The organism is Kitasatospora albolonga, assembly GCA_002082585.1.
GTDB classification, from domain to species: domain Bacteria; phylum Actinomycetota; class Actinomycetes; order Streptomycetales; family Streptomycetaceae; genus Streptomyces; species Streptomyces stephensoniae.
Window position 1 is genome coordinate 3,978,295 of record CP020563.1, and the last position, 22,623, is coordinate 4,000,917.

Below are 22,623 nucleotides of genomic sequence, written 5' to 3' on the forward strand. Positions count from 1 at the left end.
CGTGACGGAAGGCACCACCTCCAAGGCCGCCGAGGGCAGCGACACTCTGACCCGTCTTGAGCAGGAGGGGGAGATCGCGGCCGACTACCTCGAGGGCCTGCTCGACATCGCCGACCTCGACGGCGACATCGACATGGACGTCGAGGCGGACCGGGCCGCGGTATCGATCATCAGCGACTCGGCACGTGAGCTCCAGAAGCTCGTGGGCCGCGACGGTGAGGTGCTGGAGGCGCTCCAGGAGCTGACCCGGCTGGCCGTGCACCGGGAGACCGGTGACCGCAGCCGTCTGATGCTGGACATCGGAGGCTTCCGGGCCAAGAAGCGGGAGATCCTCGCAGAGCTGGGTGCCAAGGCAGCCCAGGAGGTCAAGAGCTCCGGCCAGCCGGTCAAGCTGGACCCGATGACGCCGTTCGAGCGCAAGGTCGTGCACGACGCGATCGCCGCAGCCGGTCTCCGGAGCGAGTCGGAGGGCGAGGAGCCGCAGCGCTTCGTCGTCGTTCTCCCGGCCTGACCGGACCCTTGTACTGTCGGCCCCGTCTGTTCACAGGCGGGGCCGATCTTTGTCAGCCTGATAGTCAGCCAGCCACAGTGCGCTAGTGCGGTACGGAAGGACGGTCCCCGTGACGGACGCTGCAGAGCTCCCCCAGGCACCTGAAGAGGCGCAGGCGGTCTTCGGAGAGCTCTTCCCGGAGGCTGTCCGGTACGCGGAGCTTCTCGCGGACGCGGGGGTGAAGCGTGGACTGATCGGACCGCGCGAGGTGCCGCGGTTGTGGGAGCGGCACCTGCTGAACTGCGCGGTGCTCTCCGAGGTGGTGCCGGAAGGCGTCACGGTCTGCGATGTGGGCTCGGGCGCCGGCCTGCCCGGTATCCCGCTGGCCCTGGTACGCCCCGACCTCAAGATCACTTTGCTGGAACCGCTCCTGCGCCGGACGAACTTCCTCCAGGAGGTCGTCGAACTGCTCGGCCTGGACCATGTGACGGTGGTGCGCGGGCGGGCCGAGGAGGTCCTCGGAACGCTCCAGCCCGTCCATGTGGTGACCGCCCGTGCCGTGGCGCCGCTGGACCGGCTCGCGGGCTGGGGGGTGCCTCTGCTGCGCCCGTACGGGGAGATGCTCGCGCTGAAGGGCGACACCGCCGAGGAGGAGATCAACGGCGCCAGGGCGGCTCTGAGCAAGCTCGGGGTGCTGGAGACCGAGGTGCTCCAGGTCGGTGAGGGAGTGGTCGATCCGCTCTCCACGGTGGTGCGCGTGGTGGTGGGCGAGAGCCCCGGCGGTGTGAGGTTCGCCGCAAAGAGGGCCAAGGCCGCACGGGTGGGACGCACGCGCCGACGCCGCTGAGGGCCGCGACGGCTTCGGCGGAGGTCTGTCCGGGGCCATGTCGGCATGGCCGTTTCCGGGGGATCTCTGCCGCCTAGCAGCGGTACGCCGGGAAAGCGGCCATCCGTACCCCCTGCGGAGTGTCGTGGCCTGGCAGTTGCGTCGCGGAGGCATCGTGTTTCACGTGAAACGTCGCTCTCTGCTGCAGGGAATCATCGGCCGCGGTCGTGCGGCTGCCACACCGCGCGACCGGAAGCCCGTACGGGTTACCGAGTTGTCCACACACGCGGATTCATCCACAGAACAGCGGGCCTCGCTGGTTCACGACCCCGAAAGCATGGCAGGCTCTGCTCATTGCGAGCCTGTAGTCGAGGAGAGTGAATCGTTGCGGTCCGACGCCAACATCGCGGGGCCGATGACCGATCCGGTCCCCGGTCCCCGAACCGAGTCCGTGGGGGACGGTGTTTCACGTGAAACACCGCCGCCGATGGACGACACCCCCATCGGTCGTGCCGCGCAGCTGGCGGTCGAGGCCCTCGGCCGTGCCGGTGAGGGGCTGCCGCGCCCTGACCGGACCCGCGTCATCGTGGTGGCCAACCAGAAGGGCGGAGTCGGTAAGACGACCACGACGGTCAACCTCGCTGCCTCGCTGGCCCTGCACGGCGCGCGGGTCCTGGTGGTCGACCTCGACCCGCAGGGCAACGCCTCCACAGCCCTGGGGATCGATCACCACGCCGATGTCCCTTCGATCTACGACGTCCTGGTGGAGAGCCGCCCGCTCTCCGAGGTGGTCCAGCCCGTACCGGACGTCGAGGGTCTCTTCTGCGCCCCCGCCACCATCGATCTCGCCGGTGCGGAGATCGAGCTCGTGTCGCTGGTGGCGCGGGAGAGCCGGCTCCAGCGGGCCATCCAGGCGTACGAGCAGCCGCTGGACTACATCCTCATCGACTGCCCGCCCTCCCTCGGCCTGCTGACGGTGAACGCGATGGTGGCCGGGGCGGAGGTGCTCATCCCCATCCAGTGCGAGTACTACGCGCTGGAGGGCCTGGGGCAGCTGCTCCGGAACGTCGACCTGGTACGGGGGCACCTCAACCCGGAGCTGCACGTCTCGACGATCCTGCTGACGATGTACGACGGCAGGACCAGGCTGGCCTCCCAGGTGGCCGAGGAGGTCCGTACCCACTTCGGCAAGGAGGTGCTGCGGACGAGCATCCCGAGGTCGGTACGTATCTCCGAGGCGCCGAGCTACGGGCAGACCGTGCTGACCTACGACCCGGGGTCCAGCGGCTCGCTCTCCTACCTCGAAGCCGCCCGGGAGATCGCCCTGCGGGGCGTCGGTGTGCACTACGAGGCCCAGCACGCCCACACGAGCAGTCAGAACAGCCAGCAGAACGTTTCGGAGGGCATTCAGTGAGTGAGCGACGTAGAGGTCTGGGGCGTGGGCTCGGTGCGCTGATCCCCGCCGCTCCGCAGGAGAAGCAGGTATCGGCGCCCGGCGGAGGGCCGGTCCTGACGACGGAGCGGGGTGTGGCCGCCGCGAAGGTGACCGCACTCCCGTCGTCCCCGGTGGTGCCGGAGCCGGCGTCCGCGCCGGAGGACCGGGCGGAGCAGGAGGCGGGGACGTCCGGTGCGTACTTCGCCGAGCTGCCCCTCGAGTCGATCACGCCGAACCCCCGTCAGCCCCGTGAGGTGTTCGACGAGGACGCCCTGGCCGAGCTGGTCACCTCCATCAAGGAGGTCGGCCTTCTCCAGCCGGTCGTCGTGCGCAAGGTGGCGACGGACCGCTATGAGCTCATCATGGGTGAGCGCCGCTGGCGGGCCTGCCGTGAAGCGGGCCTGGAGCGGATTCCGACCATCGTCCGCGCCACGGACGACGAGAAGCTCCTCCTGGACGCGCTGCTGGAGAACCTGCACCGGGCTCAGCTGAACCCGTTGGAGGAGGCGGCCGCGTACGACCAGCTGCTCAAGGACTTCAAGTGCACCCATGACCAGCTGGCCGACCGGATCGGGCGGTCCCGGCCCCAGGTCTCCAACACGCTCCGGCTTCTGCGGCTCTCGCCGCCGGTACAGCGCCGGGTGGCGGCAGGCGTCCTCTCGGCCGGTCACGCCCGGGCCCTGCTGTCCGTGGACGACTCCGAGGAGCAGGACCGGCTGGCCCACCGCATCGTGGCGGAGGGGCTCTCGGTCCGGGCGGTCGAGGAGATCGTGACGCTCATGGGCTCGCGTCCCACGAGCGCCCCGAAGCCGAAGGGCCCAAGGGCCGGTGGGCGGCTCTCCCCCGCGCTGACCGATCTGGCGACCCGGCTCTCCGACCGCTTCGAGACCCGGGTGAAGGTCGACCTGGGCCAGAAGAAGGGCAAGATCACCGTCGAGTTCGCCTCGATGGAGGATCTGGAGCGCATCCTCGGCTCCCTTGCCCCGGGCGAGGGAAAGGTGCTGGAGCGCAAGCTCGCCGAGACGCCCGACGAGGGCGACGAGGGCTGAGCCCGTAGCGCGCAGGGCCGCATGAGGGCGGGCCGTGGACCGGTGCTGACCGGAACGCGGCCCGCCCTTTGCCCTCTCTCGGTATCTGCATCACCTCTGGGTGGATACGATGCGATCTGTGATGGCGCATCCACGGTGATCGACCTCGGAGGAGGGCGGGGACCTTGCGAACAGTGAGCCGCAGTCGGCTGGTGACGGTCGGGCTGGGCCTGGGAGCCGTCGGGGGATTCGTCGGCAGTCTGTTCCATGAACGGAACGCGCTGGCGGCCGCACGCGGTGCGGCGGGCGAGGGAAAAGAGGAATCGCCGCCATGGGGCGTCGGCTTGTACCGCTCACCTTGGACAACCTTCAGGACCTCCCCGAGCGCTGCCGCGCGTGCGTCTTCTGGGAGCTTGACCCGGTCAGCGGAGAAGCCGCGGTAAAGGCGGGCAAGCCGGAGCTGGAGAAGGAAGCCTGGATCTCCGGGGTGCTTCTGGAGTGGGGCTCCTGCGGCCGGGTCGTCTATGTGGACGACGTTCCGGTGGGCTTCGTGCTCTACGCGCCGCCCGCCTACGTCCCGCGCTCGACAGCCTTCCCCACCAGCCCGGTCTCCCCCGACGCCGTTCAGCTCATCACCGGGCTGATCGTTCCGGGGTATCAGGGCCAGGGGCTCGGCCGGGTCCTGGTGCAGACGGTGGCCAAGGACGTACTGCGCCGGGGGTTCAAGGCGATCGAGGCGTTCGGGGATGCCCGGTCCGAGGCGTTCGACTGTGTGCTCCCGGCGGACCATCTGCTGGCGGTCGGCTTCAAGACCGTACGGCCCCACCCCAGGTATCCCCGTCTGCGGCTGGAACTGAGGGCGACGCTTTCCTGGAAGGAGGACGTCGAGATGGCTCTCGACCGGCTCCTGGGCGCAGTCCAGAAGGAACCGGCGCTCCGCCCGCTCTGACACCGGGTCCGGGGCGCGACGGCCACCGTATGCGGAACGGGCCCGCCCCCGATGCGGGGGCGGGACCGTTTCACGTGAAACATCGCGCCGGAGCGCGCTGGCTACTTGGCGCTGATGAAGCCCTCGAGGTCACGGAGGATCGCGGCCTTCGGCTTGGCGCCGACGATGGTCTTGGCGACCTCGCCGCCCTGGTAGACGTTCAGGGTCGGGATGGACATCACGCCATACTTGGCGGCGGTGGCCGGGTTCTCGTCGATGTTGAGCTTGACGATCTCGATCTGGTCGCCGTGCTCCGCTGCGATCGCCTCCAGCGAGGGGGCGATCTGGCGGCACGGGCCGCACCAGGCAGCCCAGAAGTCGACCAGAACGGGCTTCTCGCTCTTGAGGACGACCTCGTCGAACGTGTCGTCGGTAACGTGCTTCAGGTCGCCGGCCACGGCGGCCTCCTTAGTCTCTCGGGGTGGGCGTGCGGTGGGGAAGCTCAGACGGCCGGGGTCTTCTCCGGCTCGGCGGGCTCGGCGTCGGCCAGTGCGGCGAGGAAGCGCTCGGCGTCCAGGGCCGCGGAGCAGCCGGTGCCCGCGGCGGTGATGGCCTGCCGGTAGGTGTGGTCGACCACGTCTCCGGCGCCGAAGACGCCCGGCAGGTTGGTGCGGGTGGAGGGCGCCTCGACCTTCAGGTAACCCTCGTCGTCCAGCTCCAGCTGGCCCTTGAAGAGCTCGGTGCGCGGGTCGTGTCCGACGGCGATGAACAGACCGGTCACCGGGAGCTCGGAGGTCTCGCCGGACTTGGTGTTGCGGAGCGTCAGACCGGAGAGCTTCTGGTCGCCCTTGATCTCGGCGACCTCGCTGTCCCAGGCGAACTTGATCTTCGGGTCGGCGAAGGCACGGTCCTGCATCGCCTTGGAGGCGCGCAGGGTGTCGCGGCGGTGGACGATCGTGACCGACTTGGCGAAGCGGGAGAGGAAGGTCGCCTCCTCCATGGCCGTGTCACCGCCACCGATCACGGCGATGTCGTGGTCCTTGAAGAAGAAGCCGTCACAGGTGGCGCACCAGGAGACGCCGCGTCCGGAGAGGGCGTCCTCGTTGGGCAGGCCGAGCTTGCGGTGCTGGGAGCCGGTGGTCACGATGACGGCCTTGGCACGGTGCACGGTGCCCGCCGTGTCGGTGACGGTCTTGATGTCGCCGGTGAGGTCGACCGCGACGACATCGTCGGGGACCAGCTCGGCGCCGAAGCGCTCGGCCTGGGCCCGCATGTTGTCCATGAGCTCGGGGCCCATGATGCCGTCCTGGAAGCCGGGGAAGTTCTCCACGTCGGTGGTGTTCATCAGCGCACCGCCCGCCGTGACGGCGCCCTCGAAGACCAACGGGTTCAGCGAGGCGCGAGCGGTGTACAGCGCTGCGGTGTACCCGGCCGGTCCGGAGCCGATGATGATCACATTACGGACGTCGCTCACGGGTTTCTTCCTCGTCTCTGCAGACTGCCTACTGCCTACGGGGTCGGTTCAACGACTCTCACCCCACCCAACGAGATCCTACGGGTGTTGCATTCCCGACGTGCCGTAGCGGTTCTCAGGGGCGTTTGTAGACCTGGGTGTGCAGCAGCTGCCCCGTGGACTCGGGAGCGGTGTCCACGCAGGAGGCGGCCACGACGTATGCCTGCACGCGCGAGCCGTCGCTCGGATGCGGAAGGACGACGAGGAAGGCGTCCGCACCCTGATAGGTGCCCTCTTCGAGGGCGAGGGCCGGTGTGGTGCGGCCGGTCGCCTGCTGCACACACGGGGGTACGGCGACGGCAGGGGCGCTCAGCGGGTTCCTGGAAGCGGTGGCTTCGGGTGTTCCCACCCCGGGAGCCTCCGCCTCGGGTGCCGACTGTTCGTCCACGTCGGGTGACCGCTTCTTCGCCCCGAAGTCTTCCGCGTCGGCCCCGCCGGCCAGAAGGTCCTGGACTCTGGTCTCGAGCGTTTCCTGGGAGAAGCTGGGCGCCTCGCTCGCATCGGCGCTGATCGCCCTGTCGGCCGATCCGGATGCCGCGTTGTCGGACGACGACAGGTTCTGGAGGAAGAAGACGCTCATCCCGATGAGTGCGGCGCCGCAGGCGGTTCCCAGGAGCGCCGCACGCAGGCGGCGCCGGGGGCGGCGGCCCGGCCCCGTGGCAGCCCGGGGCCGACCTGCCGGACGGTCGAGGGAGGACCCGGACCGGGGCGCCTCGGAAGAGGTTCCGGCGGTCTCCGCACGCGATGTTTCACGTGAAACATCAGCTTCGCGGACATCGGTTCCGCCGGCCTCGGCCGCGAGGGCTGCGTCGATGCGTGCGGCGATGTCCTCGGGCATCGGCTCCGGGTCCGGCAGGGTGGAGAGCAGCCCCTGGATCTCCTCCAGCGAGTCCCGTACCTCCGCGCACGGCTCGCACTCCGCGAGATGGCTCAGGATCTCCGTCGTACGGGAGGGGGTGAGCAGCCCTTCGGTGAGATCGGAGATCTCGGAGACCTCCGGGTGCTGAGCCGTACCGGTCGTGGATGTCACGGGTGTCCACCTCCTCCCTTCACAGCTGCAGGGTCGCTCGCTCCTGTGTCCTTCGGCCCTGACGCAGGTGGGACGGATGCCCCGGGCGTCCGGTTCCTTCCCATGGTGCCGGTCTCCGCTTCGGGGGCCTCGGCCCCGGTCCCGCGCAGGTGGCGGACCAGGGGCGCCAGTCTTGCCCGCCCCCGGGCGCACCGGCTCTTCACGGTGCCGGTCGGCACGTCCAGAATGCTGGCCGCCTCCGCCACCGGGTAACCCTGCATGTCGACCAGGACGAGGGCGGCGCGCTGTTCGGCGGGGAGCGTGGCCAGGGCGGCGATGAGCTGTCGGTGCAGGTCCTGCCGTTCGGCGGGGGCCTCGGCCGACTCGTGGGGCTCCAGGAGCTGGTCGAGCCGTTCCGCGTCGTCCACCGGGGAGGTCCTGCGGGAAGCGGCCTTGCGGACCCGGTCGAGGCAGGCGTTGACGGTGATGCGGTGCAGCCAGGTGGTGACGGCCGACTGGCCGCGGAAGGTGTGGGCGGCCCGGAAGGCGGAGACGAGGGCGTCCTGGACGGCGTCGGCCGCCTCTTCCCTGTCCCCGAGGGTGCGCAGCGCCACGGCCCAGAGCCGGTCGCGATGGCGGCGTACGAGCTCACCGAAGGCGTCGGGGTCGCCCGCCACATGCAGGGCGAGCAGGTCCGCGTCGCTCGGTGCCGCTGGTGGAACGGAATCCACCGTGCTCCCCCTCCGAACCCGATCCGATGTCTTGCGCCACACTAACGGGCCGCGCACCCGGTGATCCACGGGCCGGTACGGAGCATCCGTACCGGCCCGTGGATCAGCCGAGGACGGAGATGTCGGTGATCCCGCCCCGGTAGCCGCCGGTGCCGTCCGACGGAAGCTCGGTGATGTGGACCAGGACGTAGCGCGTCCGGACGGGCTTCTCCAGCTCTTCCTTGAGCGTCTGCCCCGCGACCTGCTTCTCGGCGATCCGCTGGGTGAAGTCCGCGGGCGAGGACGGTGACGAGGCGTCCGGTCCCGCTGCGAGCACGGCGGTTGTCTGACCGCTGCGGTACAGGTTCACCTCGATGCCGCGGACCTCCTGGACCCGTCCCAGGTCGACGATGATCCCGCTGCCCTGCTTGCGCTGCGGAAGATTGCCGAAGTTCGGGAAGGTCTGGTAGCGGGGAGTGATCCACGACGTGCTGGAGTCGTCGTCGATGGTGTTCGGCACGCTCCGCTGCTGGATGCCCGAACCGTCGGGCATGAACTCCGTGGCCCCCGCGATGGCCAGGGGCTCGGGCGGCGGGGCAGGAGGCTTCTCCTTGTTCTTGTCGTCATCGTCGGGCTGGGTGACGCCGGTGTCGTCGGAGCCCTTGTTCCGGTCGAGCAGGGCTTCCGCGAGCTGCCAGCTGCCGAGGCCCAGGGCGGCGATGAGAAGGGCGGAGACGGTCCACTTGAGCACCCGCCCGGTGCGGCTCTGGAGCGGTGCGGGAGGGGCCGCCAGCACGGGCTGGGCGACGGACGGCGGATGGCTGGACGGCCTTCCGTAGGTGCCCTGCTGATAGGTCGTCCGCTGGTAGGCGGGCTGCTGGTAGACGGGCTGTGCGGCGAACGTGGGCTCGGGCGGCAGGATGCGCGGCATGGCCGCGACCGCCCTGGCCAGTTCCTCCGGGGTCGTGCAGGGCGGTTCCTGCCGGGAGGCGGTGGCCCCGTCGTTGGCGAGCGCGCGCATGGCGAGCTCGGAAAGACCGCGGTGGACCCCGGCGCGGACCTGGTCCGGGGCGATGAGGCCCATGCCCTTGGGCAGCCCGGAGAGGCCGTACGCGTCGCTCTCGTAGGGCCAGCGCTTGGTCAGCGCCGCGTACAGGAGTGCGCCGATCGCCTCGGTGTCCTGACGCAGCGGGCGGGCGGAGGTGACGCCGCGCAGGGCGGCGTTCACCGCGAGGCCGCGAATCCGGTACTGGCCGGTGGAGCTGCGCAGTACGGCGCCGGGGGTGAGGCGGAGGTGCGTCAGGCCCTCGCGGTGGGCAGCGGCCATCGCGAGGGAGAGCTGGCTGACGAGCTGGTAGGCGTCGTGGGCGTCCATCGGTCCGGCGGCCAGCAGAGCGGTGAGCTCGGTGGCGTCCGGGAGCCATTCGTGGACGACGTAGACGAGGTCGTCCTCCTCGACGGCGTCCAGGACCTGGACGAAGCGGGGATCGCCGAGCAGGGCGGAGGACCGGGCCGCGGCCAGTACGGAGCGGGCCCGGGGGTGGTCCGCGGGCAGCAGGTGGACGCCGACCGCGCGGCGCAGTTTCTCGTCGACCGCCCGCCAGCTGCTGAAGCCGTCCAGACGGGTGACGCACTCCTCCAGGCGGTAGCGCCCGGCGAGTTTGTGGCCGCTGTGCACGTCGGGGGTGGCCGGAACGGCCTCGGAACGCACCCGCCCGCCGTCTTCGCCCTCAGGGTTCCCGGGCTTCTCGGGGCTCGCGCCCCCGGTCTCCTCGGCCTGCGTCGTTCCGTCGTTCGTCGCCTCGTCCGCCTTGGCGGCCGACGGCTCATTGCCGCCGTTGTCGGCCACGTCGACGGCAGCCGTGCTACGTTCCGCCACCGTCGTTCCTGCCTCCCCATCCGTTGCGCGAAGCCGGCCAGCTCGCCACAGTCACGCCAATTGTGCCCACACTCCGGCGCTATGCACGACACGCGGTGTCCGGCGATGGTTGTGCGGCCGTGCGTTCATTCAGCGACCGAGCCGCCCCCGGACCATGCCCACCAGGCCGTTGACCTCTTCGATGCGCATCTTCTTCGCCGCGACGAAGAAGATGCCCAGCAGGGCGACGCCGCCGCAGATCAGCGCGGCCAGCGAGCCGAGAGCGCCGGAGCCGAGGAGTTCGAGGATCGCGAAGCCGATGCCGCCGCCGATGACCGCCGCAGGGACGGCCGCCATGCAGAGCCGGGCGTAGGTCCGCACGATGTGCGCCCCGTCCAGGTCGCCGCCCAGCCGGACGCGGAGCCTGCGCCAGGCGACGCCGACGCCGACCGCGTAGGCCAGACCGTAGGAGAAGGCCATGCCGACGACCGCCCACCGGGCGGGCAGGACGACGTAGCAGAGCGCGGAGGCGGCGGCGTTGACGGCGGCCACGATGACCGTGTTGTAGAAGGGGGTGCGGGTGTCCTCGTACGCGTAGAAGCCGCGGAGCACGACGTACTGCACGGAGTACGGGATCAGGCCGAGGGCGAACGCCATCAGGATGAAGCCCATGGACCGGGCGGCCTCGGCGCCGCTGGACGCGTACAGCAGGGTGCACATCGGCAGGCCGAGCGCGAGGAAGGTGAAGGCGACCGGGACGATGGCGACGGCGGAGTTGCGCAGCCCCTGCGAGATGTCGTCGCGGACCGCACCGGGGTCGTTGTCGTGGGCGGCCCGGGAGATACGGGGCAGCAGCGCGGCCATGACGGAGACGGTGATGATCGCCTGCGGCATGCCCCAGATCAGCTGGGCGTTGGAGTAGGCCAGGAAGCCGGTGCCGTCCTTGTCGGACAGCTTGCCCGCCGCAGTGGCGAGCTGGGTGACGACCAGGACACCGGCCTGGTTGGCCAGGACGAACAGCACGGTCCACTTGGCCAGCTTGACCGTCTTGCCGAGCCCGTGGCCCCTCCAGTCGAACCGGGGCCGGAAGCGGAAGCCCGCCTCGCGCAGGTAGGGGATCATCGCCAGCGCCTGGACGACGAGTCCGAGCAGGGTGCCGATGCCCAGCAGCCGGACGCCCTCCGGCGGGATGGTGTCCACGCCCATCCGGGATTCGGCGGAGGTGCCGTAGACCCAGATGAAGAGGCCGAACGTGATGATCATGACGATGTTGTTGAGGACCGGGGTCCACATCATCGCGCCGAACTTGCCCCGGGCGTTGAGGATCTGACCCATCACCACATGCACGCCCATGAAGAAGATGGTGGGCAGGCAGTACCGGGCGAAGGTGACGGCGACGCTGTTGGCGGCCACGTCGTCGGCGATGGTGCTCGACATCAGCTGGATCAGCACCGGCGCGACGAGGACCGCGGCGGCCACGATCAGGCCGAGCGCGACCATCACCAGGGTCAGCAGCCGGTTGGCGAAGGCTTCGCCGCCGTCCTCGTCGTCCTTCATGGCACGGACGAGCTGCGGGACGAAGACCGAGTTGAGCCCGCCGCCGACGGTGAGGATGTAGATCATGGTCGGCAGGGTGTAGGCGATGGTGAAGCTGTCGCCGAGCAGTGCGGCACCGAGCGCCGCGGTGATCACCAGGGACCGGATGAAGCCGGTGAGCCGGGAGACGAGGGTTCCGGCCGCCATCAGCGCGCTGGACTTCAGCACTCCGGAGACCCGGCCGCCCTTCGGCGGGACGGGCGCGGGCACCGGTTCCGGGTCGGGCGGCCCCGGGGGCTTCCCCGACCCCTCCTGGTCCCGGAAGAGGTGGGCGAAGGCGTCCGGCTCCTGCCGGTCGTCCGACGCCTTGGTCACCAGGTCGTCCACGCCGACGAACTGCGTGGTCGCCGGGCGGTCGCCGTACGGGAGGTGGCGGGAGGGTCCCGAGGGCTCGGGGGGCGGCGTCTGGGCCCAGATGCGCGGGTCGGGGGCGTGCGGCGCGGCGGGCGGCTGCTGGTAGAGCGCCTGCGGCTCCTGGTAGGTGCCGGGGGGCGGCGGCGGGTGGGACGCCCGGTCGTAGAGCGCCTCGCCCACCGGGTCCTGGGCCGCCAGGTCCTGTGCCCGGTAGGGGTCGTCCTCGTAGGCGTGCTGGAGGTACGGGTCGGGCGGCGCCTGCCGGCCGTCCTGGTCCGCGCCCGGAGGAACCGGGGGCCCGGACGGGGACCCCGCTCCGCCGGCGCCCTGGCCGCGGTCACCGTCGTACGGCGCGTTCATCGAAACCCCTACCTCATCGTCCCCGGCCGACCGGCCACGACAGACATCGCTCAACGGTCCACTTTCTCACCCGTTCCCGACGGGTCCCCGCTTTCCGGTCCGGTGTCCGGGGTCGGGTCACTCGGCTGCTCGGGTTCGCCGCCGTCGTCCTCGGCCGTGTCGCTTGCCAGGGTGCGCTTGCGGTGGGTGTACATCCTGACGCCGGCCAGCACCAGGAGCAGGAGCCCGCCGGCGATGACGAGGAGAACGGTGGGCGTCACCTCGGAGACCTTCACGGTGAAGGTCATCTCCTCGCCGTACGGGGTGCCGTCCTCGGTGAAGAGCTGGGCGGACACCTGGGCCCGGCCGTTGGCGCTGGTGGCCGTGTCGAACTTCACCGACTGGCTGTGCCCGGCGGCGATCCGGACCGGCAGCTCGGCCTTCGTCCCGTCGTCGTTGAACTTCAGCCGGATGTTGTCCGAGGTCAGCCGCAGGACGAGCCGGTCGATGCCCTGCACCAGCTTGTTCTGCACCGTCACCGGGATCGTCGCGCTGCGGCCCGAGAGGGTGACGTCCGACTTGTCGATCAGCTGGACCTCGCCGGTGAGGCCCTTCAGATACGTGAGCACGGCGTCCCGGTAGCCCTGAGCCTCCAGGGGGCGTCCCCGCCAGGACGTCGACATCGAGCGGTTGACCGCGTTGCCGAAGGGCGTCACCACGCGCTCGGGCTGCGTGAGGATGGTCTCGAAGCTGTCGATGGAGCCCTGGGTGGTCCGGATGTCCTGGAACGCCTGGGTGGGCAGCTCCTGGCCGCGGAGCTTCTTCGGGTACGCGGAGGCCCGCGGCACCTTGGTGGTCGCCCGCGGGTCCGGCTCCGCCTCGGAGGCGGCGACCAGGTCCTGCGGCTGGGTCCAGCGGTCGCCCGCCAGGGCCTCCAGGGCGCGGGCCATCGTCTGGGCCTGGGCGGCGGTGGGCATCCGCTGCGGCGCCACGACGATGCTGCGCTCCTTGTCCGGCGCCTGCTCGGTCAGGGCGAGGGTCTGCGCGAGGAACTTCTGGACCGCGAGGGTCGAGGCGCCGGCCCGGAACATGTCGCGGTCGAACAGGGTCGACAGCCGGGAGTCGGCGACGACCGCGGTGGTGCCCCCGCCGATCGGCCGGGCCGCCGTCGGGGTGTACGGCAGGTTGCCGGTCTCCTGGAGGCTGTCGCTGCGGGCGATCACGTGGTGGGCGCCCGCGGAGGTCGCCACGTCCACGATGCCCGGGTCGAGGGCGCCGTTCACGGGCCAGGCGAAGTCGGTGGACGGCTTCACATGGAGGACGGTCTCCACGGTCGTGGCGGCCACGGTGGAGGCGCTCTGCAGATGGCTGAGGGTGCCGGAGACCCCCTTGCCCCGATGGGCGATGGAGGCCAGGTCCGGGTCGCCGAACGGCAGGGCGATCACCTTGCCGTCCTCCACCACCTTCTGGAGGGCGGTGAGCCACCGCTGGGCGACGGCCTGATTCTTGCCCGGGACGGTTCTGTCACCGGACTTGATGTCGTAGCCCCCGGCCATCGCGGCGACGCTCGCCAGCAGGTCCGGGTCGACGACCCAGGTGACGGGGAGACTGCCGCCCAGGGAGACCAGCTGCTCCAGCCGTCCGCCCGGTGCCAGCTCGTCGGCCAGGGCGTCGTCCGTGAAGACGGGCGTCTGCTGCTGGTTCGAGCGTGTCTCCGCGGTGACGTGCGGGGAGGCGATCAGCGGCCACAGGAAGGTGAGCCTGGTCCGCTTGTCGCTCTTCTCCGGCTGCCACGGCAGGTACGAGCGCTCGATGCCCAGCACCTGCTCGTAGGGGGCGGTCGCCGTACGGCCGGAGACCGAGACCCCGAGCTGGTAGACGCCCGACGCGTCGAGGTCCAGCTTGTCGACGGGGACGGCGATCGTGAAGTTCTGGCTGATCCCCTTGCGGAGCTCGGGGATCTTCACCGCGAACTTGTCGTCGATCGGGGCCGGGTCGGCACCGGGGAGATACCCCTTGCGCTTGGCGGCGTCGTCGACCTCGCCCCGCCCGGAGAGGCGGGGGCCCACCCGCAGGTCGACCTCCGCGTCGCTGATCGTCTCCTTGCCCTTGTTGGTGAGGGTCCCGGAGACGGTCAGCGTGTCCCCCTCCGTGGGGGCACCGGGGGAGAGCGTGTTCAGGGACACCGACACCGTGCGCGAGCCCGTGGGGGCCTTGGCCGGCCCGGTGGCCCCCGCGGTTCCGGTGGCGGGGACCGTCAGCAGACCGGCCAGCAGGGGGGCTCCCAGGACCACGGCGGCTGTGCGCCGCAGCCACCGGCGGGCAGGAGAAGAGCGCATCCCCTGGATGTCTGCCGCCTCGGCCACGCGCCTACCCGTCCCTCGTCGTCATCGGAGTCTGTCGATCGTTGTCGGTCCTGCGTCCCCGCATGGTAACGAGGTGCGGAGGGCCGAAGTGCTGGGGTCCGGCTCACATGATCGCGGGAGGGCCGCAGGGTCCGGATAAACGAGGACGCCCCGGTCGGTCCGTGCACGTACCCTTTTCTGTTGTGCCGAACGCCAACGAAGAGAACGCCAGTGCACTGAGCCAGGTGCAGCACCGCGCGGTGAGTGAGCTGTTGCGGGTGTCCCCGGTCGCCGACGACCTCGCCCGCCGATTCCAGGAGGCCGGATTCGGCCTCGCGCTGGTCGGCGGCTCGGTCCGCGACGCGCTGCTCGGCAGGCTCGGGAACGACCTGGACTTCACCACCGACGCCCGCCCCGAGGACGTACTGACCATCGTCCGGCCGTGGGCCGACGCGGTGTGGGAGGTCGGGATCGCCTTCGGCACCGTCGGCTCCCAGAAGGACGGTTACCAGATCGAGGTCACCACCTACCGGTCGGAGGCGTACGACAGGACCTCGCGCAAGCCCGAGGTCTCCTACGGCGACTCGATCGAGGAAGACCTCGTGCGCCGTGACTTCACGGTCAACGCGATGGCCGTCGCGCTGCCGCAGAAGGAGTTCATCGACCCGCACGGCGGCCTGAAGGACCTCTCCGAGCGGGTGCTGCGCACCCCCGGGACGCCCGAGGAGTCCTTCTCGGACGACCCGCTGCGCATGCTGCGTGCCGCACGGTTCGCTGCGCAGCTGGACTTCGAGGTCGCCCCCGATGTCGTCACCGCGATGACGGAGATGGCCGCCCGGATCGAGATCGTCTCCGCCGAGCGGGTCCGTGACGAGCTCAACAAGCTTCTTCTCTCCCGCCACCCCCGCAAGGGTCTGGGGCTCCTCGTCGACACCGGGCTCGCCGGCCATGTGCTGCCCGAGCTTCCCGCGCTGCGGCTGGAGAGTGACGAGCATCACCGCCACAAGGACGTCTATGAGCACTCGCTGACGGTTCTGGAGCAGGCCATCGACCTGGAGGAGGACGGCCCCGATCTCGTCCTGCGGCTGGCCGCGCTGCTCCATGACATCGGCAAGCCGAGGACCCGGCGCTTCGAGAAGGACGGCCGGGTCTCCTTCCACCACCACGAGGTGGTGGGCGCCAAGATGACCAAGAAACGCATGACCGAGCTGAAGTACTCCAACGACCTGGTCAAGGACGTCTCGAAGCTGGTCGAGCTCCATCTGCGCTTCCACGGGTACGGCGACGGGGAGTGGACGGACTCCGCCGTCCGCCGGTATGTGCGCGACGCCGGGCCCCTTCTCGAACGGCTCCACAAGCTGACCCGGTCGGACTGCACGACCCGGAACAAGCGCAAGGCGAACGCCCTCTCCCGCACCTATGACGCGCTGGAGGAGCGGATCGCCCTGCTCCAGGAGCAGGAGGAGCTCGACTCCATCCGCCCGGACCTGGACGGCAACGCGATCATGGAGATCCTCGGGGTGGGCCCCGGGCCGGTGATCGGGAAGGCGTATGCCTTCCTCCTGGAGCTGCGGCTGGAGAACGGTCCGATGGAGCGCGATGCCGCTGTGGCGGCGCTCAAGGAGTGGTGGGCGGGGCAGAGCTGAGTGCGGCCGAGTGATGTTTCACGTGAAACATCACCCGGCCCGGATGTCCCGAGGGGCGTTGTTTCACGTGAAACAACGCCCCTCGCCACATCCCGGACCGGTCAGCTGCCGCTGCTCGTGTACCGCCTGCGGTACATCGCCACCGCGACACCCGCGTACAGCACGGCCACGCCCACCACCACGGCGACGGACCTGCCGTCCGGCGGGAGCATCAGCGCCGACACACCCGCCGCGCTCACGAACGCAACGTTGAAGAGCACGTCGTAGAGGGAGAAGACCCGGCCCCGGAAGGAATCGTCCACCGAGGTCTGGACGACCGTGTCCGTGGCGATCTTCGATCCCTGGGTCACGACGCCGAGCACGAAGGCGGCGATCAGCATCGGTACGAGGGAGAAGGCGAGCCCCAGCACCGGTACCAGGACCGCCGCCGATCCGGCGCAGGCCACGATCCACCCGTACCGTCCGAGCCGTCCGATGGCCCAGGGGGTCACCACGGCGGCGGTGAAGAACCCCGCCCCGGAGACGCCGACCGCCAGCCCGAGCAGCGCCAGCCCTTCGGACTCGTCGTCCGACCAGGCGTAGCGGCAGAGCATGAGCACCATCACGGTGAGCGCGCCGTAGCAGAAGCGGAGCACCGTCATCGCGGCCAGCGCCCTGGCCGCGTGGGCCCGCTCCCGCAGATGGCGCACTCCCGCCACCAGCCCGCGGGCGGTGACGGCCAGAGCGGCCCGCAGCCGGAGCGGAGGGCTGTCGAGATCGGGTCCCAGCAGGGTTCGCGGCAGGCTCAGCGAGGCCAGCGCGGAGAGCAGATAGAGCATGGCCCCCAGCAGCACGACCGCCGCGTCGGACTCGTCGGCCACCAGCCGTACGACGAAGGCGAGCCCCCCGCCTGCGGTGGCCGCGAGCGTTCCGGCCGTCGGGGAGAGCGAGTTGGCGACGACGAGCCGTTCGGTGTCGACCACCCGCGGCAGTGCGGCGGAGAGCCCTGCCAGCACGAAGCGGTTGACGGCGGTGACGCAGAGGGCCGAAGCGTAGAAGAGCCAGTCCGGCACCGAGGCGAGGATCAGCAGGGCCGTGCAGCAGGCCAGGGACGCCCGCAGGAGGTTCCCGTACAGGAAGACCTGGCGGCGGGGCCAGCGGTCCAGCAGAACGCCCGCGAACGGCCCGATCAGCGAGTACGGGAGGAGGAGCACCGCCATGGCCGAGGCGATGGCCGCCGCCGAGGTCTGCTTCTCCGGGGAGAAGACGACGTACGCGGCGAGGGCGACCTGGTAGACGCCGTCGGCGGACTGGGACAGGAGCCGCACGGTGAGCAGGCGGCGGAAGTTCCGCAGGCGCAGCAGGGTGCCCAGATCATGCGCGACAGACATGGGAGCAAGCGTCACACACGTCGGGGGTCCGCGGGCGGATTGCCCGGGGACCCCCGACGTGCGGCAGGAGGAGGTGAGCGTCGCCGCTCAGTTCTCCGGTGAAGCGCTCAGGCGGCGGAGCCGGTTCAGCGCTCGGTCTCGCCCTTGATGAACTTCTCGACGTTCTCGCGGGCCTCGTCGTCGAAGTACTGCACGGGCGGCGACTTCATGAAGTAGCTCGAAGCCGAGAGGATGGGGCCGCCGATGCCGCGGTCCTTGGCGATCTTCGCCGCACGGACGGCGTCGATGATGACACCGGCCGAGTTCGGGGAGTCCCACACCTCGAGCTTGTACTCCAGGTTCAGCGGAACGTCACCGAAGGCGCGGCCCTCGAGGCGCACATACGCCCACTTGCGGTCGTCCAGCCAGGCCACGTAGTCCGAGGGGCCGATGTGGACGTTGCCCTCACCGAGCTCGCGGTCACGGATCTGCGAGGTGACGGCCTGCGTCTTCGAGATCTTCTTGGACTCCAGGCGCTCACGCTCGAGCATGTTCTTGAAGTCCATGTTGCCGCCGACGTTCAGCTGCATCGTGCGGTCCAGGATGACACCGCGGTCCTCGAAGAGCTTCGCCATCACGCGGTGCGTGATGGTGGCGCCCACCTGGGACTTGATGTCGTCGCCGACGATCGGGACACCGGCCTCGGTGAACTTGTCCGCCCACTCCTTGGTACCGGCGATGAAGACCGGGAGGGCGTTGACGAACGCGACCTTGGCGTCGATGGCGCACTGCGCGTAGAACTTCGCGGCGGCCTCGGAGCCGACGGGCAGGTAGCAGACGAGAACGTCGACCTGCTGGTCCTTGAGGACCTGGACGACGTCGACCGGGGCGTCCGCGGACTCCTCGATCGTCTCGCGGTAGTACTTGCCCAGACCGTCGTGGGTGTGGCCGCGCTGCACGGTGACGCCCGTGTTCGGCACATCCGCGATCTTGATGGTGTTGTTCTCGCTGGCGCCGATGGCGTCCGCGAGGTCGAGGCCGACCTTCTTCGCGTCGACGTCGAAGGCGGCGACGAACTCGACGTCGCGGACGTGGTAGTCGCCGAACTGGACGTGCATCAGGCCGGGCACCTTGCCGGCCGGATCGGCGTCCTTGTAGTACTCGACGCCCTGCACCAGCGAGGCGGCGCAGTTGCCCACGCCTACGATGGCTACGCGAACCGAACCCATTCCGGTTGCTCCCTGTGTGATCGGTGTTTCCGATGAAGTCCCCGCGGAGTGCGGTGACTTCACTTGGCGGTTTCGTCGGACGGATCCGGCGGGGTGTCATCCCGGTGCCGGGGCAGGCCGCCCGTCTCTCCAGATGTGTCCTGCTGAGCAGAGCCCTCGGGCGAGGACCGTCTCCGGTCCCGTCCCGACCGCTCGCTCTCGATGAGCTCGTTCAGCCAGCGCACTTCGCGCTCCACGGACTCCATGCCGTGCCGCTGCAGCTCAAGTGTGTAGTCGTCGAGTCGCTCACGTGTGCGGGCGAGTGAGGCGCGCATCTTCTCCAGGCGCTCCTCCAGCCTGCTGCGCCTGCCTTCGAGCACCCGCATCCGCACTTCGCGTTCGGTCTGCCCGAAGAAGGCGAAGCGTGCCGCGAAGTGCTCGTCCTCCCAGGCGTCCGGACCGGTGTGCGAGAGCAGCTCCTCGAAGTGCTCCTTACCTTCGGCCGTCAGCCGGTAGACGATCTTGGCCCGGCGTCCCGTGAGGGAGGAGGCGGGGGCGGTGTCCGCCGGTTCGCCCACGGGCTCCTCGATCAACCAGCCGTTCGCCACCAGCGTCTTGAGGCACGGATAGAGGGTTCCGTAACTGAACGCGCGGAAGATCCCCAAGGAGGTGTTGAGGCGTTTGCGCAGCTCGTAGCCGTGCATCGGGGACTCACGGAGCAGACCGAGAACGGCGAATTCGAGGATGCCGGAGCGTCGGCTCACGGTCGCCTCCTCCTTCTGCCGCTGATTCCGCGGGGCCGTCCGCCGGACCCTCTGACGTACTTATGCCGCACTGATGTATCGACTCGATACATCAGCACGATAGATCGGTTCCACAGGTTCGACAAGGGTGACCTTCGTGAACGGCGTCACATCGCCAATTCGTAGGAAGCGACTTGCGTTGTTTGGGGTGAAGTTCGGCTCTAGGAGGGTTTTGACCGTGCGTAGTCTGTGCGACATGCAGACCACCGGGAACCGTGAGGCGCCGTTGTGCGTCAGTTATCGCGGACTGCCGGATGTACTGCGGATGAGCCTTCCGCAGGGCTGGTCCGTAATTCGGGGGGACCGGATCTCAACTGCCGCTTCCAGGCGCTCTCGCCTGCCCGAGGAGTAGTCGTTCCATGAGCGAGCACCGTCGCAAATCGCCGCAGCCGCAAGGTGGCGGGCGGGCCGCGGCCAGACGAGCCGCCCAGCAGTCGACAGGACGCCGAGCAGCCCCCTCACGCAGGGCGACCTCCGTGTCACCTTCCGAATCGCCGTCCGATCCGCACGGCGAGGAGCGCCCGTACGGCAGCCGTGCCGAGGCCCGTCGCGCCGCCCAGCGGGGCGGGCGGCGGCGGGGCGGTTCCGACGGGCCGCGCGGCCGGGACGCCGACGCGCCTCCGGGCAAGAAGCGCTTCATCGACTACCCGCGCCACGGCAAGTACGGCTTCCGCCGCTGGGTGCCCTCGTGGAAGCTGGTCTCGGGCCTCTGCGTGGGGTTCCTGGCGATGCTGATGGGCGTGGCGGGTGCCGCGTACGCCTTCGTGGACACGCCGGACCCCCAGAAGGCGGCCAAGGCGCAGAACAACGTCTACTACTGGGCCGACGGCACACCGATGGTGGCGACCGGCGGTGTGGTCAACCGCCAGGAGATCAGCTACGAGCACATCCCCGAGGCGATGCGCAACGCCGTGGTGGCGGCCGAGAACAAGAGCTTCTGGAACGACCGGGGCATCGACCCCAAGGGCATCGGCCGTGCCGTGTTCAACATGGCCACGGGTGGTCAGACCCAGGGCGGTTCGACCATCACGCAGCAGTACGTGAAGAACATGCACCTCACCCAGGACCAGACGCTGTCCCGGAAGTTCAAGGAAGTCTTCATCACGCTCAAGGTGGCCCGGGAGGAGAGGAAGACCGATGTCATGGCCGGCTACCTGAACGTCTCGTACTACGGACGCGGCGCCTCCGGTCTCCAGGCCGCGGCCCGTACGTACTACGGCAAGGACGCCAAGGAGCTGGACCCGAGCGAGTGCGCCTTCCTGGCGACGCTGCTCAAGGGCGCGAGCTACTACGACCCGGCCGGTGCCACCCACATCGACAAGAACGCGACCCCGGCGAAGAACAAGGAACGCGCCGTCAAACGCTGGAAGTGGATTCTTGACGAGCAGGTCAAGGACGGCACGATGACGCAGGCGGACCGGAACAAGTACACCGAGTTCCCCATGCCCGACCCGCCGAAGAAGGACGCCAAGCTGGGTGGTCAGATCGGCTACCTGGTGGACCTCTCGAAGAACTACTTCCTCGCCAACAACGGCCAGAACCTCACCGCCAAGGACATGGAGCTGGGCGGCTTCGAGATCTACACCACCTTCGACAAGAAGAAGGTGGACCAGCTCAGCAAGGCGGTCCAGAAGATCTACGACGCCAAGATCCGGCCCGAGGAGCGTCCCGAGACGGACACCCACGTCGAGTTCGGCGGTGCCTCGGTGGACACGAAGACGGGCGCCATCCTCGCCACCTACGGCGGACAGGACGCCACGAAGCACTTCACCAACAACGCCGACGCCACCGGTGCCCAGGTCGGCTCGACATGGAAGCCCTTCGTCCTGGCCGCGGCGATGCAGCACGGCGTACGCGACCCCGAGCTCGGCCCGGAGCAGAGCGCTTTGGAGCGCACCCCGGTCTCGCCGGAGAGCATCTACAACGGTGACAACAGACTGCGGATCAACAACTACAAGGGCGAGGTCTGGAAGAACGAGAACGGGGACGAGTGGCGCCAGGTCAACGACGGCGACCGGGACTACGGAGACATCGACCTCCGCTACGCCATGGAGACGTCCGCCAACTCCCCCTTCGTACAGCTCGGTATGGACGTCGGGCCGGACAAGGTGAAGGAGGCTGCCGTCGCCGCCGGCCTGAAGGACGACGGCATGATGGCGGACGCCACCGTCCCGTCGTTCTCCATCGGCACGTCCTCGCCCAGCGCCATCCGGATGGCCGGCGCCTACGCCACCTTCGCCACGAGCGGCCAGCAGAACGACACGTTCTCGGTCACCGAGGCGAAGCGGAACGGCGACGTCGTCTTCCAGCACAAGAAGAAGTCCAAGCGCGCCTTCAGCCCCCTCATCGCGGACAACGTCACGGACGTGCTGAAGGGTGTGGTGGAGAAGGGCACCGGCATGCCCGCCCGGCTCGAGGGACGTGAAGCGGCGGGCAAGACGGGCACCACGGACGGCAACAGGTCCGCCTGGTTCGTCGGCTACACCCCGCAGCTCTCGACGGCGATCAGCATGTTCCGGCTGGACGACGACGAGACCAACACCAACCGCAAATTCGAGAAGATGTTCGGCACGGGCGGCGAGAAGAAGATCCACGGCAACTCGTTCCCGGCGACCATCTGGCACGACTACATGACCGCGGCGATGAAGGGGCAGAAGGTCCTCTCGTTCCCGGAGCCGCAGCCCATCGGCGAGACGGTCTGGGGCGGTGGCGCGGTCAGCCCGACCCCGACCCCGTCGCCCAGCCCGACACCCTCCCCGTCGCCCTCCAGCGAGGAGCCGGAGCCGCCGACGCCGTCCCCGACGCCCACCACCCCGTCGCCCACGCCGAGCAAGACCTGCGGCACCTGGGACTGGGAGTGCAACAACCCCAGCAGCGGCGGCGGTGCGAACGGCGGAGCCGACGGAGGCGCGAACGAGGGAGCCGACGGAGGCGCCAACACCGGTACCACCGAAGGCGGTGAGAACGCCGGAGCCGACGGAGGCGCCGCCAACGCGGGTGCCGCGGAAGGCGCGGCGGAAGGAGTCAACGCCGGGAACGGCGCCAACGGAGGCAACGGCGGGTGGTGGACCGGCGGATAGCCGCACCACCGCAGCCGGGCCCGTGAAGGGCCCCGGACGCCCGCAGGACGAGGGCCGCCGCACCCGAGGGGGTACGGCGGCCCTCGCCGTGTCTCCGGGCCCGGTC

The 22,623-nt window shown here is 69.7% G+C and carries 17 protein-coding genes; 7 read left to right on the forward strand and 10 right to left on the reverse strand.

Going from position 1 to position 22,623, the window contains the following annotated elements; all coding sequences use genetic code 11:
* Window position 1: 1 nt before the first annotated feature.
* The 5 genes from B7C62_17290 to B7C62_17310 all read left to right on the forward strand — a co-directional run bounded on the left by B7C62_17290 (window position 2) and on the right by B7C62_17310 (window position 4,728).
* Window positions 2-511, forward strand: coding sequence for a single-stranded DNA-binding protein (locus B7C62_17290; protein ID ARF73821.1), 510 nt, complete (start codon window positions 2-4; stop codon window positions 509-511).
* 109 nt (window positions 512-620) lie between these two features.
* On the forward strand, window positions 621-1,337 hold the full coding sequence (locus B7C62_17295) for a 16S rRNA methyltransferase G (protein ARF73822.1): 717 nt from the start codon (window positions 621-623) through the stop codon (window positions 1,335-1,337).
* A 316-nt stretch (window positions 1,338-1,653) separates the two neighbouring features.
* A complete protein-coding gene (locus tag B7C62_17300; protein ID ARF73823.1) occupies window positions 1,654-2,730 on the forward strand; it encodes a cobyrinic acid a,c-diamide synthase in 1,077 nt (358 codons plus the stop codon).
* Window positions 2,727-3,800 carry a chromosome partitioning protein ParB gene (locus tag B7C62_17305; protein ARF73824.1) on the forward strand — a complete coding sequence of 358 codons (1,074 nt, stop codon included), beginning with the start codon at window positions 2,727-2,729 and terminating at the stop codon, window positions 3,798-3,800. The genes B7C62_17300 and B7C62_17305 overlap by 4 nt, the downstream gene beginning before the upstream one ends.
* 310 nt (window positions 3,801-4,110) lie before the next feature.
* Entirely contained in the window at window positions 4,111-4,728 is a 618-nt protein-coding gene (locus B7C62_17310) for a GNAT family N-acetyltransferase (GenBank protein ARF73825.1), read from the forward strand.
* A 101-nt stretch (window positions 4,729-4,829) separates the two neighbouring features.
* Here the strand turns inward: B7C62_17310 and B7C62_17315 are convergent, their stop codons facing one another.
* The 7 genes from B7C62_17315 to B7C62_17345 form a co-directional block, all read right to left on the reverse strand.
* A complete protein-coding gene (locus B7C62_17315; protein ARF73826.1) occupies window positions 4,830-5,165 on the reverse strand; it encodes a thioredoxin in 336 nt (111 codons plus the stop codon).
* 44 nt (window positions 5,166-5,209) lie between these two features.
* On the reverse strand, window positions 5,210-6,181 hold the full coding sequence (locus tag B7C62_17320) for a thioredoxin-disulfide reductase (protein ARF73827.1): 972 nt from the start codon (window positions 6,179-6,181) through the stop codon (window positions 5,210-5,212).
* A 115-nt stretch (window positions 6,182-6,296) separates the two neighbouring features.
* A complete protein-coding gene (locus tag B7C62_17325) occupies window positions 6,297-7,250 on the reverse strand; it encodes a hypothetical protein (protein ID ARF73828.1) in 954 nt (317 codons plus the stop codon).
* The gene (locus tag B7C62_17330) at window positions 7,247-7,960 is read right to left on the reverse strand and encodes an RNA polymerase sigma factor SigM (GenBank protein ID ARF73829.1); all 714 of its coding nucleotides are present in this window, start codon (window positions 7,958-7,960) and stop codon (window positions 7,247-7,249) included. Before B7C62_17330 ends, B7C62_17325 begins: the two co-directional genes overlap by 4 nt.
* A gap of 103 nt (window positions 7,961-8,063) precedes the next feature.
* The gene (locus B7C62_17335; protein ID ARF73830.1) at window positions 8,064-9,818 is read right to left on the reverse strand and encodes a serine/threonine protein kinase; all 1,755 of its coding nucleotides are present in this window, start codon (window positions 9,816-9,818) and stop codon (window positions 8,064-8,066) included.
* A 129-nt stretch (window positions 9,819-9,947) separates the two neighbouring features.
* Window positions 9,948-12,107, reverse strand: a complete 2,160-nt coding sequence (locus B7C62_17340) for a murein biosynthesis integral membrane protein MurJ (protein ARF73831.1) — start codon at window positions 12,105-12,107, stop codon at window positions 9,948-9,950.
* A 50-nt stretch (window positions 12,108-12,157) separates the two neighbouring features.
* Window positions 12,158-14,452, reverse strand: coding sequence for a hypothetical protein (locus B7C62_17345; GenBank protein ARF73832.1), 2,295 nt, complete (start codon window positions 14,450-14,452; stop codon window positions 12,158-12,160).
* Window positions 14,453-14,634: 182 nt separating this feature from the next.
* On the opposite strand from B7C62_17345, the gene B7C62_17350 reads away from it, so the two are divergent.
* Window positions 14,635-16,077 carry a CCA tRNA nucleotidyltransferase gene (locus tag B7C62_17350; protein ID ARF73833.1) on the forward strand — a complete coding sequence of 481 codons (1,443 nt, stop codon included), beginning with the start codon at window positions 14,635-14,637 and terminating at the stop codon, window positions 16,075-16,077.
* Between the two features lie 101 nt (window positions 16,078-16,178).
* On the opposite strand, the gene B7C62_17355 is transcribed toward B7C62_17350, so the two are convergent.
* The 3 genes from B7C62_17355 to B7C62_17365 form a co-directional block, all read right to left on the reverse strand.
* Entirely contained in the window at window positions 16,179-17,447 is a 1,269-nt protein-coding gene (locus tag B7C62_17355; GenBank protein ID ARF73834.1) for an MFS transporter, read from the reverse strand.
* Window positions 17,448-17,572: 125 nt separating this feature from the next.
* Window positions 17,573-18,655, reverse strand: coding sequence for an inositol-3-phosphate synthase (locus B7C62_17360; GenBank protein ID ARF73835.1), 1,083 nt, complete (start codon window positions 18,653-18,655; stop codon window positions 17,573-17,575).
* 59 nt (window positions 18,656-18,714) lie between these two features.
* Window positions 18,715-19,398, reverse strand: a complete 684-nt coding sequence (locus B7C62_17365) for a PadR family transcriptional regulator (GenBank protein ID ARF73836.1) — start codon at window positions 19,396-19,398, stop codon at window positions 18,715-18,717.
* Between the two features lie 398 nt (window positions 19,399-19,796).
* Here B7C62_17365 and B7C62_17370 point away from each other — a divergent pair, with 398 nt between their 5' ends.
* Entirely contained in the window at window positions 19,797-22,517 is a 2,721-nt protein-coding gene (locus tag B7C62_17370) for a penicillin-binding protein (protein ID ARF73837.1), read from the forward strand.
* Window positions 22,518-22,623: the final 106 nt, after the last annotated feature.

Bases quoted from the DNA above. Each gene is read 5' to 3' on its own strand.
- B7C62_17340 (ARF73831.1), bottom strand. From the start codon at position 12,107: ATGAACGCGCCGTACGACGGTGACCGCGGCCAGGGCGCCGGCGGAGCG.
- B7C62_17355 (ARF73834.1), bottom strand. From the start codon at position 17,447: ATGTCTGTCGCGCATGATCTGGGCACCCTGCTGCGCCTGCGGAACTTC.
- B7C62_17310 (ARF73825.1), top strand. From the start codon at position 4,111: ATGGGGCGTCGGCTTGTACCGCTCACCTTGGACAACCTTCAGGACCTC.
- B7C62_17360 (ARF73835.1), bottom strand. From the start codon at position 18,655: ATGGGTTCGGTTCGCGTAGCCATCGTAGGCGTGGGCAACTGCGCCGCC.
- B7C62_17300 (ARF73823.1), top strand. From the start codon at position 1,654: ATGGCAGGCTCTGCTCATTGCGAGCCTGTAGTCGAGGAGAGTGAATCG.
- B7C62_17370 (ARF73837.1), top strand. From the start codon at position 19,797: ATGAGCGAGCACCGTCGCAAATCGCCGCAGCCGCAAGGTGGCGGGCGG.